Source organism: Streptomyces bicolor (assembly GCF_000719285.1).
GTDB lineage: Bacteria > Actinomycetota > Actinomycetes > Streptomycetales > Streptomycetaceae > Streptomyces > Streptomyces bicolor.
In genome coordinates this window covers 329,659-346,188 of sequence record NZ_JOFS01000009.1, presented here as the reverse complement: position 1 = coordinate 346,188, position 16,530 = coordinate 329,659, and the positions used below count along the sequence as shown (strand labels likewise).

The following is a 16,530-nucleotide window of genomic DNA, read 5'->3' as shown; positions in this document are numbered from 1 at the left end:
TAGCCATGACCGAACCGGTCGGCCGGACGTCTTTCGGGGAGCCCCGAGTGGATCGCACTGCCCAGCTCACAGCCCGTCCCACGGAGCGTGACATCGCATACGATCCGCCCCCTGCGGCGGATTCACCGCACGTCAGGGCCGCGCAGGTGCTGGAGGCCAACTGGACCGGCACCTCGACGGTGCCCTCGCGCAGCCTGTATCCGCACCAGTGGTCCTGGGACTCGGCGTTCATCGCGATCGGCCTGAGGCACATCTCGCCGTACCGTGCGCAGACGGAACTGGAGACGCTGCTGGACGCCCAGTGGGGTGACGGGCGCGTGCCGCACATCGTCTTCAACCCCTCCGTGCCGCTCGACGCCTACTTCCCGAGCCCCGACTTCTGGCGCTCCTCGACCGCGGGGCGCGCTGCGGGCGCCCCGCGCACCGTACAGACCTCCGGCATCGTGCAGCCACCGGTGCACGCGCTGGCCGCGTGGCTGGTGCACCGTGCCGACCCGGGACTGTCCCGTGCGCGCGGCTTCCTCACCCGGGTGTATCCCCGGCTGGCCGCCTGGCACCGCTATCTGCTGCACGGGCGCGACCTGGGCGGAGGCGGTCTCGCGTCCGTCGTGCACCCCTGGGAACAGGGGATGGACAACAGCCCCTGCTGGGACGCGCCCCTGAGCAGGGTCACGCCCGCCCCGGCCCGCTCCTTCCGCCGCGCCGACCTCGACCACGGCTCCGCCGAGGACCGGCCGACGGATCTGGACTACGGGCGGTATGTGCGGCTGGCCACCGACTACCGGGACGGCGGATACGCCGATGGCGCAAGCGACTTCGCGGTCGAGGACCCGGCGTTCAACGCCCTGCTCATCGCCTCCGAGCACGCGCTGGCCCGGATCGCGGGGGAGCTGGGGGCGACGGCCACGGCCCGGCACGCGCGCGCCGAGCGCCTGACGGCGGCGCTGATCGAGCGGATGTGGGACCCGGCGGAGGGGATGTTCTTCTGCCGCGACGTGCGCAGCGGCGGCCGAAGCGACGGGCGGGGCGAGGGGAGGAGCGGCGGCCCGGTCGGGGAGCTGATCCCGGAGCGCAGCGTCTCCGGCCTGATCCCCCTCCTCCTCCCCACCCTCCCGCGCGACATCGCCGCCGCCCTGGTCCGCACGGCCCACGGACGGCACTTCGGGCTCGGCGACACCACCCGCCTCGCCCCGTCGTACGACCTCCTCGGCGAGGCCTTCGACCGGCACCGCTACTGGCGGGGCCCGGCCTGGTTCAACACGAGCTGGCTGCTGGAGCGCGGGCTGCGCACGCACGGCGAGCGGGAGCGGGCCGACGCCCTGCGCGCGGCGGTGCTGGAGCTCGCCGCCGCCTCCGACTTCGCCGAGTACGTCGACCCGTACACCGGCGAGGCCTGCGGAGCCACCGGCTTCGGCTGGACCGCGGCGCTCGCGCTGGACCTGCTGCACAGCGAGACCGGCCCACAGCCGGAAACCGAAGCCACTGCGATGACGGGATTCAAGGGAGGTAACCGGGGATGACGGACCGCCATCATCTGCTCGTGTACGGGGGCACGTTCGCCGCCGTGGGCGACCGTGGGGACATCAGCGGCGTACGGGGCGTCGGCTCCCCGGAGGGGTTGTTCGTCCGTGACGCCCGGCACCTGAGCCGCTGGCAGCTCACGGTCGACGGGGCCGTGCCCGAGACGCTCAGCCCGGTCGCCGACGGGGACACCGCCCGCTGCGTCCTGGTCCCGCGCGGCGGCCGCAACGAACCGCCCGCGTACACGCTCTTCCGTGAACAGGCCGTCGGCGACGGCTCGTTCGTGGAGTCCCTGCGCGTGACGAGCAACCGCCCGGTGCCGACGACGGTCCACCTCGCCGTCACCGCCGACGCCGACTTCACCGACCAGTTCGAGCTCCGCTCCGACCACCGCACCTACGCCAAGACCGGCGCCACCCGCTCCCGCCAGGTCCTGGACCACGGCGTGGAGTTCACCTACCAGCGCGGCGAGTGGCGCTCGATCACGACCGTGACGGCCGACCCCGCCCCCGACGGCGTCGAGGAGACCGGCACCGGTGCCCGCCGCCTCGTCTGGGCCCTGGAGCTGGAACCCCACGGCACGACGGAACTGACCCTGCGGGTGATGGCCCGCCCGCACGGCGACAAACGGGCGCTGCGGGTACCGCACTCCCCCGCCGCCCGCAACGATCAACTCCTGGCGCTGGAGGGCGAGTTCGTGGAGGGCGTGGCCTTCCCGACCGGCTGGCCGGAGCTGGCCGCCGCGTGCGCCCGGGGCCTGGCCGATCTGGCCTCGCTGCAGGTCCCGGCGACGGGCCCCGACGGCGAGGAACTGCGCGTCCCGGCCGCCGGCGCCCCCTGGTTCCTGACCCTCCTGGGCCGAGACGCCCTCCTGACCTCCCTCTTCGCCCTCCCCTACCGCCCGCAGCTGGCCGCCGCCACCCTCCCCGCACTGGCCGCGACCCAGGCGACGGAGACGGGCCCCGAGTCGGTCGCCCAGCCCGGCAAGATCGTGCACGAGGTACGGCACGGCGAGCTGGCGCACTTCGGGCAGGTGCCGTACGGCCGTTACTACGGCTCGGTGGACGCGACGCCGCTGTTCCTGATCCTGCTGGGCGCGTACGTCGAGCAGACCGGCGACACGGCACCGGCCCGCCGGCTGGAGCGGCACGCGCGGGCGGCGATCGGCTGGATGCTGGACCACGGCGGCCTGACCTCCCGCGGCTACCTGGTGTACCGCGCCGACGAGGGCGGCCTCGCCAACCAGAACTGGAAGGACTCCCCCGGCGCCATCTGTTCGGCCGACGGCACCCGCCCCGCCGGACCGGTGATGGCGGTGGGCGCCCAGGGCTACGCGTACGACGCCCTGCGCCGCACGGCGTGGCTGTCCCGCACGGTGTGGCAGGACGAGACCTACGCGGCCCTCCTGGAACAGGCGGCCGGCGACCTACGGGACCGTTTCCAGCGGGACTTCTGGATGCCGGAGCACGCGTTCCCCGCCCTGGCGCTGGACGGCGCGGGCCACCAGGTGAACGCCCTGGCCTCGGACGCGGGACACCTGCTCTGGTCCGGCCTGTTGGACAAGGAGTACGGCGAACTGGTGGGCCGCCGCCTCCTGGAACCGGACTTCTTCTCGGGCTGGGGCGTCCGCACCCTCGCCTCCGGCCAGCCGGCGTACCACCCCCTCTCCTACCACCGAGGCTCGGTCTGGCCGCACGACAACGCCCTGATCACGCTGGGCCTGGCCCGCTACGGCCTCCACGACGAGGCCCGCACGGTCGCCCACGCCCTGGTCGACGCGGCGACGACGACCGGCCACCGTCTGCCGGAGGTCCTCGCGGGCTACGGCCGCGACACGCACACGGAACCGGTGCCGTACCCGCACGCCTGCGTACGCGAATCCCGCTCGGCGGCGGCCCCGTTGGCGCTGCTGACGGCGGTGGGAGGGGCGTAGGAGGGAGCGCGGGAGGAGGGCGGCGGGCCTGTTGGCCTGGTGTTTGCCCAGCGTTTGCCGAGCGCTGGGGCACCAGGGCTGAACACCGGCCGGGGGCCGACCGTACGGGATGACGGCGGGCCCCCAGCCTCCCCAGCGCGGCCCGCCACACCACTCCACCAGGGGCCTCGCACGGAAGGACCTTCGGGTGCCCGTCTTCACGCGCCTACGTCAACTGCCCGGCAAGAAGGACGACTTGCCCGTCGAGGCAACCGCGGACGCCGAGACCGACGACGTAGTGGCAGCCGCCGACGGCGAGGATGCCCCACAGGGGCCGCCCGCACTCGACGACGAAAGCGACCCGGCACCCGGAGCTGGCGAGTTCAGGAAGTACCTCCGCTGGACACTCACCGCCCTCGCCGCCGTCCTCATCCACGTCTGCCTGCAAATGCCGAACACCCTCGGCAACCTCAAGGCCACGGAGTTCATGCGCCTCCCCGCGGAGGCCATCATCGGCGCCGCCGTACTCCTCACCCTCCCCCGCCGCCCCCGCCTGATCGTCGCGGCGACCACCGGCGCGGCCCTCGGCGCCCTGACCGCCCTGAACGTCCTCGACATGGGCTACAACGAATTCCTGGGCAGGCACTTCAACGTAGTCCTGGACTGGGAACTCCTCGACGACGCCCAGTCGTACATGAAGGACTCCCTCGGCGGCACGACCACGACGCTCCTCACGATCGGCCTGATCCTCCTGGTCGTCGCCCTGATCGCCCTCGTCGCCCTGGCCACCATCCGCGTCGGCGAGGTCCTGGCCCGCCGCAAGGCGGACGCGTCGAGAGGCGCCCTCATCGCCGGCACCGTCTGGATCACCTGCACGGCGTTCGGTCTCCAGGTCGCCGGCGTGCCGATCGCCGCGGACCACACCGCCGGCGTCATCAAGGTCCACGCACGCCGGGCGATGGACACCCTCCGCGACGAGGCACAGTTCGCGAGGGACGCGAAGGCCGACACCTTCGGCAACACACCACCCGCCCAACTGGTCCCGGATCTGCGGGGCAAGGACGTCATCTTCACGTTCATCGAGAGCTACGGCCGCAGCGCCCTCGAGGACCCGGAGATCGCCCCCGGCGTCACCGGCACGCTCGACACGAGCACCAAGGCCCTCACCGACGCCGGCTTCCACGCCAGGAGCGGCTGGCTGACGTCGGCGACGTTCGGCGGCAACAGCTGGCTGGGCCACTCCACGACACTCTCCGGCCTCTGGATCGACAACCAGCAGCGCTACCGCACCGTGATGGCCAGCGACCACCTCAGCCTCACCAAGGTCTTCCAGAAGACCGGGGACTGGGACACGGTCGGCGTCATGCCCGGCGTGCAGAAGGCCTGGCCGGAACAGAAGTACTACGGCCTGGACAAGGTCTACAACGCCTTCCAACTCGGCTACAAGGGACCGAAGTTCAGCTGGTCGACGATGCCCGACCAGTACGCCCTGGAGGCCTTCCAACGCCAGGTCCACGGCAAGAAGCGGGACAAGCCCCTGATGTCGGAGATCATCCTGACCTCCAGCCATCAGCCCTGGGCGCCGATCCCCGAGATGGTCGACTGGGACGACCTGGGCGACGGCTCGATCTTCAAGCCCATCCAACGGTCAGGCACAAAACCGGCGGACATCATCTCCGACTCCACCCGCTCCAAGCAGGAGTACGGCAAGTCGATCTCGTACTCGGTCACCAGCCTCACCCAGTGGCTGGAGCGCTACGGCACCGACGACACCGTCCTCGTCTTCCTCGGCGACCACCAGCCGATGTCGCGGGTCAGCGGCGTCAGGGCCAGCCGGGACGTCCCGGTCTCGATCGTCGCCAAGGACCCGAAGATGCTGGACAAGATCGCCGACTGGAACTGGGCGGATGGCCTCCAGCCCACGCCCACGACCCCGGTCTGGAAGATGAGCTCCTTCCGTGACCGCTTCCTGATGGCGTACGGCTCGACCCCGAGCCCGTCGAAGTAGCGATCAGCCGCCGGAGGTGTCCAGTTCGGCGTCCTCGCTGACGCCCGCGCAGTCGTACGGGTCCTTCAGCCAGCCGTCCGGCAGCACCACGCGGTTGTTGCCGGACGTACGGCCACGGGGCCCGTCGGCGCCGGCCGGCCAGGGCTGGTCGAGGTCCAACTCGTCCAGTCCGCCCCGCAGTTCCGCCAGGGACGACGTGATGGCCAGCCGCTTGCGCATCTCGGAGCCGACCGCGAAGCCCTTCAGGTACCAGGCCACGTGCTTGCGGAAGTCGATGACCCCGCGCGACTCGTCACCGATCCACTCGCCGAGCAGCGTGGCATGCCGGACCATGACGTCGGCGACCTCGCGGAGGGAGGGACGTGCGATGTCTTTCTCCCGCGCCTCGAAGACCGCGACCAGATCCGAGAACAGCCAGGGCCGCCCCAGGCACCCCCGCCCGACCACGACCCCGTCGCACCCGGTCTCCCGCACCATCCGCACGGCGTCCTCGGCCGACCAGATGTCGCCGTTGCCGAGCACGGGGATCTCCGGCACATGTTCCTTGAGCCGCGCGATGGCGTCCCAGTCGGCGGTGCCCCCGTAGTGCTGGGCGGCGGTGCGGCCGTGCAGCGCGATGGCCGTGACCCCCTCCTCGACGGCGATCCGTCCCGCGTCGAGGTACGTGATGTGATCGTCGTCGATGCCCTTGCGCATCTTCATCGTGACCGGCAGGTCACCGGCACCGCTGACCGCTTCCCGAAGGATCGCGCGCAGCAGGTTCCGCTTGTACGGCAGCGCGGAGCCGCCGCCCTTCCGGGTCACCTTCGGCACCGGGCATCCGAAGTTCAGGTCGATGTGATCGGCCAGCCCCTCCTCCGCGATCATGCGGACGGCCTTGCCGACGGTGGCCGGGTCGACGCCGTACAGCTGGATCGAGCGCGGCTCCTCGGTCGCGTCGAAGTGGATCAGCTGCATGGTCTTCTCGTTGCGCTCGACCAGCGCCCGGGTGGTGATCATCTCGCTGACGAACAGCCCCTTGCCACCGCTGAACTCCCGGCACAGCGTGCGGAAGGGCGCGTTGGTGATCCCGGCCATCGGGGCCAGGACGACGGGCGGCTGGACGGTGTGCGGGCCGATCTGCAGGGGCGTGGTGGTCGTGGGCATTCCCCCATTGTCGCGTACGGCGACGCATACGACCGCCGCCGGTTCGCCAATTCATTAGTTAGACGCACTATCGAAACCGGCGTACGCTGGATCGCATGCCGGAGCTCAGCCCTCGCCGCCGACTGCTGGTCCTCGCGATCTGCTGCATGAGCCTGCTGATCGTGAGCCTCGACAACACGGTGCTCAACGTCGCCCTGCCGGCCCTGCAGCGCGACCTCGACGCGAGCACGTCGGGCCTGCAGTGGACCATCGACGCGTACACCCTCGTGCTCGCCTCGCTGCTGATGCTGGCCGGCTCCACGGCGGACCGCATCGGCCGCAAGCGCGTCTTCATGGCGGGCCTGGTCGTCTTCACCATCGGCTCGGCCCTGTGCTCCCTCGCCCCGAACCTCGACGCGCTGATCGCGTTCCGGATGGTCCAGGCGGTGGGCGGTTCGATGCTCAACCCGGTCGCGATGTCGATCATCACCAACACCTTCACGGACCCCCGGGAGCGGGCCCGGGCGATCGGGGTGTGGGGCGGTGTGGTCGGCATCTCCATGGCCGCGGGCCCGCTGGTCGGCGGACTGCTGGTGGAGTCGGTCGGCTGGCGGTCGATCTTCTGGGTCAACCTTCCGGTGGGGCTGGCGGCACTGCTCCTCACCCTCCGCTACGTCCCCGAGTCCCGCGCATCGAGGGCCCGGCGCCCCGACCCGGTCGGGCAGGTGCTGGTCATCGCGCTGTTCGGCGCACTGACGTACGCGATCATCGCGGCGCCGACGGCACCGGCCGCCGAGATCCTCGTCCTCGGCGGCATCGCCCTGACCGCGCTGACCGCCCTCCTCGTCTACGAGCCCCGCCGTGCCGAGCCCCTCATCGACCTGCGGTTCTTCCGCTCGGCGCCGTTCAGCGGGGCCACGGTGATCGCGATCAGCGCGTTCGCGGCGCTCGGTGGCTTCCTGTTCCTGTCGACGCTGTACCTGCAGAACGTACGGCAGTTGGACGCGCTGCACGCGGGCCTGTGGATGCTGCCGATGGCCGCGCTGTGCTTCGTCTGCGCGCCGGTCGCCGGACGCGTCGTGGGCAGCCGGGGCCCTCGGTTGCCGCTCCTGATCGCGGGGGTGGCGATGACGGCGTGCGGGGTGCTGTTCGCGGCGTTCGAGGCGGAGACCAGGAACGCGACGCTGGTGCTCGGGTACGTCCTGTTCGGGCTCGGCTTCGGGTTCGTCAACGCGCCGATCACGAATACGGCGGTGTCGGGTATGCCGCGGGCGCAGGCGGGGGTCGCGGCGGCGGTTGCTTCCACCAGCCGGCAGTTGGGGCAGACGCTGGGGGTGGCGGTCGTCGGGGCGGTACTGGCCTCCGGCGTGGGGGCCGCGTCGTATCGGACCGCGTTCGTCTCTGCCACTCGGCCGGCGTGGTGGATTGTCGCCGGGTGTGGGTTGGTGGTGCTGGTCGTGGGGTTGGTGACCAGTGGGGCGTGGGCGCGTGGGACTGCTGAGCGTACGGCTGAGCGGCTGGAGTCGGGTGAGGTGCGCGAAGCGTCTCGGGTCAGTGCGTAGTCTGGCGGCTGACGGTCGGTGGGGGCTGGTCGCGCCCACGCGGCGGAGCCGCATATCTACACAGGCCCGCGCCCCTTAGGGCGTTGCCCTTGCCAGCGCTATTTCGTGCAGCTTCTCCAGACGGGTTCTCGACTCCTCGTCCGCCGGAACATAGGTGACCATCCGCGGCCCCACCTCCGGGCTCAGCCACAGATCGGTGTGGTCCACCACCAACCGCCCCACATACCGGTTGATGAACTCCTTCCGCTTGCTGCGGTGAGACACCACCTCATGGCGGTCCCACGCCTCGCAGAACTCGGCGGACTCCGTGCGCAGGCGCTTGAGGAGCGTCTTCCAGGCGGGCTCGCCCAGGTGGCCGGCCATCGCGGCTCGGAAGCGGGCCGCCATCAGGCGTTGGGTCTCCGTCAGGTGCACGATCGACGAGCGCCACTCGTCGTGCGTGTACGACAGGATCATGCAGTTGCGGTCCTCCGGCGGCAGGGCGTCCAGGTCGCACAGCAGCAGCCCGTACGTGCGGTTGTAGGCGAGGATGTCGTACCGGCTGTTCTGCAGGCAGGCCGGGTACGGCTCCAGTTGCTCCAGTACCGCCCGCAGGGCAGGCGTCACCGAGGGGCAGGCCGTCGCCGGGGTCGGGTCGACCGCGCCGGCCAGTTGGAAGAGGTGGGAGCGCTCGCTGGGGTCGAGCATCAGCGTGCGGGCGAGGGCGTCCAGGACCTGGACCGAGACCTGGATGTCGCGGGCCTGCTCGAGCCACGTGTACCAGGTGACGCCGACGGCGGAGAGGTGGGCGACCTCCTCGCGGCGCAGGCCGGGCGTGCGGCGTCGGCGGCCGCGGGGCAGGCCGACCTGCTCGGGGGTGATGTGCTCGCGGCGGTGGCGCAGGAAGGCGGCGAGTTCATGGCGCCGGATCGCGGAAGCGGCCGTGGCTCGTGGGCCTTCCGCGGTCGCCGACGCCTGCTCCGCGGTCGCCGTCGTCTCCTGGGCCGCCATGGTCGTCATTCCTCCAGCCTGCCGTCGCCCGCACCCTGTTTCCAGGTGGTTCTTCTACCAGGATAAGAAGACTCTGGTACCACTCTGGGAGCCGCCGCAGGCTCGTAACCGTGACCGAAACCATGACTCCGCTCAAGGCCCGGACCACCGACGCACCACCCTCGCTCGGCGGCCTCGGTCTCTTCACGGTGCTGCTCGCGGCGGCACTCCCCCTCATCGACTTCTTCATCGTCAACGTCGCCCTGCCCACCATCGGCCACGACCTCGCGGCGAGCGAGGCCATGCTCGAACTCGTCGTCGCCGGTTACGGGTTGGCGTACGCCGTCCTCCTCGTCCTCGGCGGGCGGCTCGGCGACCTGTTCGGCCGGCGGCGGCTCTTCCTGGGCGGCATGGCGGCCTTCGGGCTGACCTCGCTGGCGTGCGGGCTGGCGCCCAGCGCGTGGGCGCTCGTCGCGGCGCGGGTCGCGCAGGGCGCGGCGTCGGCGGCGATGCTGCCGCAGGTGCTCGCCACCATCCAGGCGGCCACCAGCGGTCAGCGCCGCGCGAAGGCCATGGGCCTGTACGGCGCGACGGCCGGGCTCTCCATGGTCGCCGGGCAGATCCTCGGCGGCGTCCTGGTGGCGGCGGACGTCGCCGGCACCGGCTGGCGCTCGGTGTTCCTGGTGAACGTCCCCGTGGTGGTCGTCGGTCTCTTCCTGGCCGCCCGCGCGGTCCCGGAGACCCGCTCGCAGCGCCCGGAACCGGTGGACGGACCCGGCACGGTCCTGCTCGCCGTCTCCCTCCTCACGCTCCTGGCGCCGCTCACCGAGGGCCGGTCGGCGGGCTGGCCGCTGTGGACGTGGGTGTCGCTGGCGGCGTTCCCGTTCGTGGCGGCGGCGTTCTACGCGGTGGAGCGCAGGGCGGACCGCCGGGGCCGTACCCCGCTGGTGCCGCCGAGCCTGTTCGCCCTCGTGTCCCTGCGGCGCGGTCTGGTGCTGATGGTGCCGTTCTCGATCGGCTTCAGCGGCTTCATGTTCGTGATCGCGGTGGCACTGCAGCAGGGGGCGGGCCGCGGTCCGGTCGCGGCGGGGCTGGCGCTCGCCCCGATGGCGGTGGTGTTCTTCTTCGTCTCGCTGGCAGGCCCGCGCCTGGTGGCCCGTTACGGCACCCGGGTGGTGACCGCCGGCGCGGCGATCCAGGGCGTGGGTGTGGCCCTGATGGCGCTGGCCGTCTGGTACTCCTGGCCGGACCTCGGCCTGGTCGAACTGCTCCCCGGGGCGGCGGTCGCCGGCGCGGGCCAGGCCCTCCAACTCCCCGTCGTCTTCCGGATCGTGCTCTCCGAGGTGCCGGCGGCGCGGGCGGGCGTGGGCAGCGGGGTGATGATCACGACCCAGCAGTCCTCCCTGGCCCTCGGTGTGGCGACGCTGGGCACGCTCTTCCTCTCCCTCGTCCCCGGGCTGGGCATGCGGGACGCGCTGGTGACAACTCTCCTGGTCCAGTTGGCCGGTGTGGCGCTGACGGGGCTGCTCAGTCTGCGTCTGCCGCGCACGGTCGGCTGACCGAGATGTGAGGGTGTGGCCACAGCTTGGTCAACTCGCCGGGCAAGAGTCCCTGTTGATGTTGGTCTTCATGCACACTCCTTGCTGCGCGAGGCCGCGCACACGGACTCGATGTCCTCGGACGCTGGAGGCGTCATGCTGGAGATCAACACGAGCAAGGTGAGCCGCTGGGACCAACACGGCCGGGAGCACGTCGTACAGGTACTACGCAGGGGCGCGCAGCGCACGGTCAGATGTGACACGTGCGGTTGGCGCAAGGGTGCGCAGTTCCTGCCCTGGCTGAAAGCGGAGGAGCACCTGGCGGAGGCCCACCAGGCAACAGTGGACCCGACGGAGGCGCAGTCGGACCGATGACGTGCATCCGCAAGGACGTACATCCGATGACATGCAGCCGATGACGCGCATCCGTCGGTACCGCCCCGACGACCGCGAGGCCGTGGCGGACATCTGCGTCCGCACGGCCCACGAGGGCGGCGACAGCCGGCCGTACTACACGGACCCGGGCATCTTCCCGACGACCTTCGCGCTGCCGTACGTCACCCTGGAACCGGACCTGGCCTTCGTCCTGGACGACGGTCACGGGCAGGCGGTCGGCTACATCCTGGGCGTCGCGGACACGCCCCGCTTCGTGGCGGCGTTCCGTGCCGAGTGGCTGCCGTCCGCCGCCGACCGCTACCCCGAACCCTCCAGTCCGCCGAGCACCCCGGACGAGGAGATCATCCACCTCCTGCACCACCCGGAGCGCATGCTCGTCCCGGAGGTCACCGCCTACCCGGCCCATCTCCACATCGACCTGCTGCCCGCCTGGCAGGGCCGCGGTCACGGCCGGGCTCTGATGCGCAGCCTGTTGCGGGCCCTCCAGGACAAGGGAGTCCCAGCCGTCCACCTCTCCATGGTCACGGCCAACATCCCGGCCAGGGCCTTCTACGACCGCCTCGGCTTCCACGAGATCGACGTGCCGGATCCGGGCCCGGTCACCTACCTCGGCCGCACGACACAGAAGCTGGACGTGCTCTGACGGCTCAGTCCCGGGCCCGCAGCCCCCGGATCAGCAGATCCACGAGCGCCTCGAACTCCCCCTCCACTCCCGGCAGTTCCCACTCCCTGGCGTAGTGCGGGTCGTGGAAGCGGTCCGTGGCGCGGAAGAGGGCGCCGGCCGTGGTGGCCGGGTCCTCGACGGTGAAGGCGCCCGCCTCGGCACCCGTGCGCACGATCTCGGTCAACTGGCCGGTGAGATCGGCGATGTGCTCGCCGACGACCGTTTCGGCGGTCTCGGTGGTCAGCACCGAGTACGTGGCGAAGAGCTCCGGGTCGTCGAACGCCTTGCGGCGCTTGGCGGCGAAGAGGGCGGCGAGCCATTCGCGCACCCGGGTCTCCGGGTCGAGGCCGGGGGCGGCGACGATCGCCGCGAGCACCCCGGTCGTACGGTCCAGCCACCTCTTGGTGACCGCCTCCCGCAGCGCGGCCTTCGTACGGAAGTGCCGGTAGACACTGCCATGACTGACGCCGAGCGCGCGAGCCACGTCCACCACGGTCGCCTTGGCCGGACCGTGGCGGCGCAGCACCTCCTCGGTGGCTGCGAGGATGCGCTCGGCGGTCAGGGTCTCGGAGGTCGGTGCCATGCGTCAGACCGTACCTGCCGGCCCGGGCGCTACTTGCTGCCGAGGTGAGCCATCTGCGCCGCCGGGTAGCGGTCGCCCGCCGCCGCGTCCGCCGGCACGGCCTCCTCGATCGCGGCGAGGTCGGCCGCGTCCAGCGTCACGTCCAGGGCGCCCAGCGACTCGCCCAGCCGCTCCCGGGTGCGGGCGCCGACCAGCGGCACGATGTCGTTGTTGTGCTGCGCGCCCCGCGACAGCACCCAGGCGATGGCGATCTGGGCGACGCTCACGCCCTTCTGCTCGGCGATCTTCCGCAGCGCCTCGACGAGGCTCAGGTTGTGCTGGAGGTTGTCGCCCTGGAAGCGCGGCGACAGCGCCCGGAAGTCGTTGGCGGCGAGCTGCCGGTCGCGGGTGAAGTGGCCGGAGATCAGCCCGCGGGACAGGACGCCGTACGCGGTGATGGAGATGCCCAGCTCACGGGTGGTCGGCAGGACCGACTCCTCGATGCCGCGGGAGATCAGGGAGTACTCGATCTGCAGATCGGCGATCGGCGCGGTGGCGGCGGCCCGGCGGATCGTCTCGGCGCCGACCTCACTGAGGCCGACGTGCCGGACGCACCCCTTCTCGATCAGTTCCGAGATCGCGCCGACCGTCTCCTCGATGGGTACGGCCGGGTCGAGCCGGGCGATCCGGTAGACGTCGATGTGGTCGACGCCGAGGCGCTGGAGGGAGTAGGCGGCGAAGTTCTTCACGGCGGCGGGGCGGCCGTCGTATCCGGCCCAGTTGCCGTCAGGGTCCCGGAGCGCGCCGAACTTCACACTCACCAGCGCCTGCTCGCGCAGGTCGGCGGGCGCGGCGCGCAGGGCCTCGCCGATCAGCATCTCGTTGTGGCCCATGCCGTAGAAGTCGCCGGTGTCCAGCAGGTTCACGCCTGCCGCCAGGGCGGCGTGGATGGTGGCGATCGACTCGGCCCGGTCGGCGTCGCCGTACAGGGCGGACATGCCCATGCAGCCGAGGCCGAGGGCGGAGACCTGGGGGCCGGTGGTTCCGAGGGTTCGGGTGTTCATCGTCATGCCTCCACCATGCCCTAACAGCTGACAGATTTCAATACCTGTCATTCCATACTTGCCTCATCCCGCCCCCGGCCTGGTCCAGACCTATTGACGAAAGGTCTGGACCACGAGCACGCTGTCATGTCTACGACACCTCACCGCACCCCCACCGGGAGGCCCGTATGCTCCGCCGCGCCCTACGCCTGCTCGCCGCCACCCTGGCGACCGCCTGCCTCACCCAGCTCCCCGTCGCCACCACCGCCTCCGCCGCCGACACCTGCGCGGTCAAGTCGAAGCCGGCCGGCAAGGTCCTCCAGGGCTACTGGGAGAACTGGGACGGTGCCGCCAACGGCGTCCACCCGCCCTTCGGCTGGACCCCGATCACCGACTCCCGCATCGCCGCGCACGGCTACAACGTGATCAACGCGGCGTTCCCGGTCATCCGCTCCGACGGCACCGCGCTCTGGGAGGACGGCATGGACAGCGGGGTGAAGGTCGCCACCCCTGCCGAGATGTGCGCGGCGAAGGCGGCCGGCCGGACGATCCTGCTCTCGATCGGCGGCGCGACGGCCGGCATCGACCTCAACTCGACGGCCGTGGCGGACAGGTTCATCGCGACGATCGTCCCGATCCTGCAGAAGTACAACTTCGACGGCATCGACATAGACATCGAGACCGGCCTGGTCGGCAGCGGCAACATCAACCAACTGTCCACGTCCCAGGCCAACCTGATCCGCATCATCGACGGGATCCTCGCCCGGATGCCGTCCAACTTCGGCCTCACCATGGCCCCGGAGACGGCCTACGTCACCGGCGGCAGCGTCGTCTACGGCTCGATCTGGGGCGCGTACCTGCCCATCATCAAGAAGTACGCCGACAACGGCCGCCTGTGGTGGCTGAACATGCAGTACTACAACGGCAGCATGTACGGCTGCTCCGGCGACTCCTACTCCGCCGGCACCGTCGAAGGCTTCGTCGCCCAGACGGACTGCCTCAACAAGGGCCTGGTCATCCAGGGCACGACCATCAAGGTGCCGTACGACAAGCAGGTCCCGGGCCTGCCCGCCCAGCCGGGCGCGGGCGGCGGCCACATGTCGCCGTCCCTCGTCGCCCAGGCCTGGCGGCACTACGGCACCGCGCTCAAGGGCCTGATGACCTGGTCGATCAACTGGGACGGCTCGAAGAACTGGACGTTCGGCGACAACGTGAAGGCCCTGCAGGGCCGTTGAGCGCCGGGTGATCGGCGGTCCGGGGGCGCCCCCGGAACTGGGCACTACAGTGACCGGACGCCCATGGTTCCTGACGCCCGTGAACGACTCGAACTCAGACCACAGCGGCCCCTGCACCCGGGAGGGGCACCGTCTGGAAGATGCCGTGGCATTCCTACGCCTTCACCTACTGACCGATCACGTCCACGCGAGCTTCGCCCCCAGCGCCACGAACGCCCCCGCGAAGGTCCGCCGCAGCCATGTCATCACCCGGGGCCGGGAGACGACGTGGCTGCGCACGGAGGCCGCGAGGACGCCGTACGCCGCGAAGACCAGGAACGTCGCCAGCATGAACACGCCGCTGAGCGCCAGCATGCGCGGCAGGGCGTTCGCCTCGGACGGGTTCACGAACTGCGGGAGAAAGGCGAAGAAGAACATCGTCAGCTTCGGATTGAGGATGTTGATCAGCACGCCCCGCACGATCACCCGCCCCGAGGAGAGCGGCGCGGCCCCCTCGTCGACCGCGATGGCGTCCTTGTCCTTGAGCATGGCCCACGCCATGTACAGCAGATAGGCGACACCGGCGTACTTGAGGACCTGGAAGGCGGTGGCGCTCGCGTGCAGCAGTGCGGCCACGCCGGTGACGGTGGCCACCATGTGCGGCACGATCCCGAGGGTGCAGGCGAAGGCGGCGACGACGCTCGCACGGCGACCGCGGGAGAGTCCTGCCGCCAGGGTGTAGACGACGCCGGTGCCGGGGGTGGCGACCACGATGAGGGTGGTGACGAGGAAGGCGATGCTCATTCCCGTCACCCTGGTGCCGTCGCACACCGCGATACAGGGCCAATCGGTGGCGGGGCTGCTGGACCAATCGGCTGGGCCCCAGGCCCGCACAGAACACCCGCGCGGCGCGGACGGGCCCCACGGCGCCGACAGCCGCCAGGGGCCCGCACCGGCCTCAGCCCTGCTTCAGCGGTATCGCCAGGTCCACCACCTGCCGCCCCTGCGGGAAGGAACCGGTAGAAACCGCCCTGCCCGTCAGCAGGTCGACCCGGAAGGCACGTGAACCTGTGACCGCATACCCGGCGTTGGTGCCCGCCTTCGCCGAACTGTGGATGTCGAAGCCCGAGTCGCGCGGTACGTCCACGCCCGCCTTCCCGGTCGGGGCCAGGTTGCCCGCGTTGGCCGGGGACTGGACGGAGACCTGGTCCTGGGCCGTGTCCAGGTCGAACAGGGTCGTGGCCGTCGTCGCGTCGAGGTCGTTGTTCGTGTACGCCGCCCCCGTCACGCCCGCCGCCGTCACACCCGTGGTCGCGGGCGGCACCGGCGGGTTGGTGAGGGTGCCGTCGACAGCCGTCGTGCCCGCGGCGGGGGCGCCCGCCGGGTCGTCGATGTTGTGGCGGAGGTTCTGCCCGGTGTCGCTGATGACGCGCAGCCGGTTGGCGGCCGGGTTGAAGTCGACGCCGAAACCGTTGCCCTGGAGGGCGACGCTCAGCTGCGAGACCTTGGTGGCCTTGGCCCCGATCTCCCGGATCGTGTAGACGCCGCCCTTGTCGCCGACGCCGTACAGCCTGTTGTTCTGCACCCGGTAGTCGATGCCGACGAGCCTGCTGTCGCCCTTGAGACCGCTCACCGTGCCGAGCGGGAGAACGACGCCGGGCCGGTCGACGCGGAAGCGGACGAGCCGCTGGTCGCCGGTCAGCCCGACGGCGACGAGCCGGTCACCGGACGCCTGCGGCAGGCCGCTGCCGGCACCGCCCTTGGCCTCGATACCCGAGGCGGAGGACGACGACGCGTCGCCCTGCTGCCCGCCGTCACTCGCCGCCACGCATCCGACCGACCCGACCGCCAGAGCCATGACCGCCGCCCCGACCACTGCTTGCTTACGCATGATGCCCCCGTGAGAGGTCCCTCGCCACGACCCGCCCGGTGCGGGCCGCGCATGCCCTCTCCTTCGGAGCGGATCGCCCCGCGGATGGCGAAAAGGTGGGTTCTGTTACGACGGTTACGTCCGTA

Annotated in this window: 14 protein-coding genes; 8 read left to right on the top strand and 6 right to left on the bottom strand. The window is 71.1% G+C overall.

The annotated features are described in order from the left end of the window. Nucleotides 1–47 precede the first annotated feature (47 nt). The 3 genes from IF78_RS0114660 (at nt 48) to IF78_RS0114650 (ending at nt 5,441) form a co-directional block, all read left to right on the top strand. Nucleotides 48–1,520 carry an MGH1-like glycoside hydrolase domain-containing protein gene (locus IF78_RS0114660; protein WP_037640445.1) on the top strand — a complete coding sequence of 491 codons (1,473 nt, stop codon included), beginning with the start codon at nt 48–50 and terminating at the stop codon, nt 1,518–1,520. Next, nucleotides 1,517–3,454, top strand: a complete 1,938-nt coding sequence (locus tag IF78_RS0114655) for an amylo-alpha-1,6-glucosidase (RefSeq protein ID WP_031477055.1) — start codon at nt 1,517–1,519, stop codon at nt 3,452–3,454. The genes IF78_RS0114660 and IF78_RS0114655 overlap by 4 nt, the downstream gene beginning before the upstream one ends. 187 nt (nt 3,455–3,641) lie before the next feature. After that, nucleotides 3,642–5,441: an alkaline phosphatase family protein gene (locus IF78_RS0114650; protein ID WP_037640444.1), complete on the top strand. Its 1,800-nt coding sequence runs from the start codon at nt 3,642–3,644 to the stop codon at nt 5,439–5,441. A gap of 3 nt (nt 5,442–5,444) precedes the next feature. Here IF78_RS0114650 and dusB read toward each other — a convergent pair whose 3' ends face one another. Further along, a complete protein-coding gene (dusB, locus tag IF78_RS0114645) occupies nt 5,445–6,587 on the bottom strand; it encodes a tRNA dihydrouridine synthase DusB (protein ID WP_031477051.1) in 1,143 nt (380 codons plus the stop codon). A 95-nt stretch (nt 6,588–6,682) separates the two neighbouring features. Here dusB and IF78_RS0114640 point away from each other — a divergent pair, with 95 nt between their 5' ends. Beyond that, complete coding sequence (locus tag IF78_RS0114640) at nt 6,683–8,128, top strand: MFS transporter (protein ID WP_031477049.1); 1,446 nt, start codon at nt 6,683–6,685, stop codon at nt 8,126–8,128. A gap of 75 nt (nt 8,129–8,203) precedes the next feature. Here the strand turns inward: IF78_RS0114640 and IF78_RS0114635 are convergent, their stop codons facing one another. Next, nucleotides 8,204–9,118, bottom strand: a complete 915-nt coding sequence (locus IF78_RS0114635) for a helix-turn-helix transcriptional regulator (protein ID WP_051827892.1) — start codon at nt 9,116–9,118, stop codon at nt 8,204–8,206. Nucleotides 9,119–9,240: 122 nt separating this feature from the next. On the opposite strand from IF78_RS0114635, the gene IF78_RS0114630 reads away from it, so the two are divergent. The 3 genes from IF78_RS0114630 (at nt 9,241) to IF78_RS0114620 (ending at nt 11,674) form a co-directional block, all read left to right on the top strand. Then, entirely contained in the window at nt 9,241–10,656 is a 1,416-nt protein-coding gene (locus IF78_RS0114630; protein WP_037640442.1) for an MFS transporter, read from the top strand. A 135-nt stretch (nt 10,657–10,791) separates the two neighbouring features. Then, complete coding sequence (locus IF78_RS0114625) at nt 10,792–11,010, top strand: hypothetical protein (protein ID WP_031477043.1); 219 nt, start codon at nt 10,792–10,794, stop codon at nt 11,008–11,010. A 31-nt stretch (nt 11,011–11,041) separates the two neighbouring features. Continuing rightward, nucleotides 11,042–11,674 (top strand): GNAT family N-acetyltransferase, encoded by a 633-nt coding sequence (locus tag IF78_RS0114620; protein ID WP_031477041.1) that lies wholly within the window; start codon nt 11,042–11,044, stop codon nt 11,672–11,674. A gap of 4 nt (nt 11,675–11,678) precedes the next feature. On the opposite strand, the gene IF78_RS0114615 is transcribed toward IF78_RS0114620, so the two are convergent. Together IF78_RS0114615 and IF78_RS0114610 are read right to left on the bottom strand one after the other, a co-directional pair. Beyond that, entirely contained in the window at nt 11,679–12,278 is a 600-nt protein-coding gene (locus tag IF78_RS0114615; RefSeq protein ID WP_031477039.1) for a TetR/AcrR family transcriptional regulator, read from the bottom strand. Between the two features lie 29 nt (nt 12,279–12,307). Then, nucleotides 12,308–13,327, bottom strand: coding sequence for an aldo/keto reductase (locus IF78_RS0114610; protein WP_031477037.1), 1,020 nt, complete (start codon nt 13,325–13,327; stop codon nt 12,308–12,310). 161 nt (nt 13,328–13,488) lie between these two features. Here IF78_RS0114610 and IF78_RS0114605 point away from each other — a divergent pair, with 161 nt between their 5' ends. Next, on the top strand, nt 13,489–14,535 hold the full coding sequence (locus IF78_RS0114605) for a chitinase (protein ID WP_031477035.1): 1,047 nt from the start codon (nt 13,489–13,491) through the stop codon (nt 14,533–14,535). A gap of 177 nt (nt 14,536–14,712) precedes the next feature. Here the strand turns inward: IF78_RS0114605 and IF78_RS0114600 are convergent, their stop codons facing one another. Beyond that, nucleotides 14,713–15,318 carry a LysE family translocator gene (locus IF78_RS0114600; RefSeq protein ID WP_031477033.1) on the bottom strand — a complete coding sequence of 202 codons (606 nt, stop codon included), beginning with the start codon at nt 15,316–15,318 and terminating at the stop codon, nt 14,713–14,715. A gap of 154 nt (nt 15,319–15,472) precedes the next feature. Next, a complete protein-coding gene (locus tag IF78_RS0114595; RefSeq protein WP_031477031.1) occupies nt 15,473–16,405 on the bottom strand; it encodes a DUF4394 domain-containing protein in 933 nt (310 codons plus the stop codon). Nucleotides 16,406–16,530: the final 125 nt, after the last annotated feature.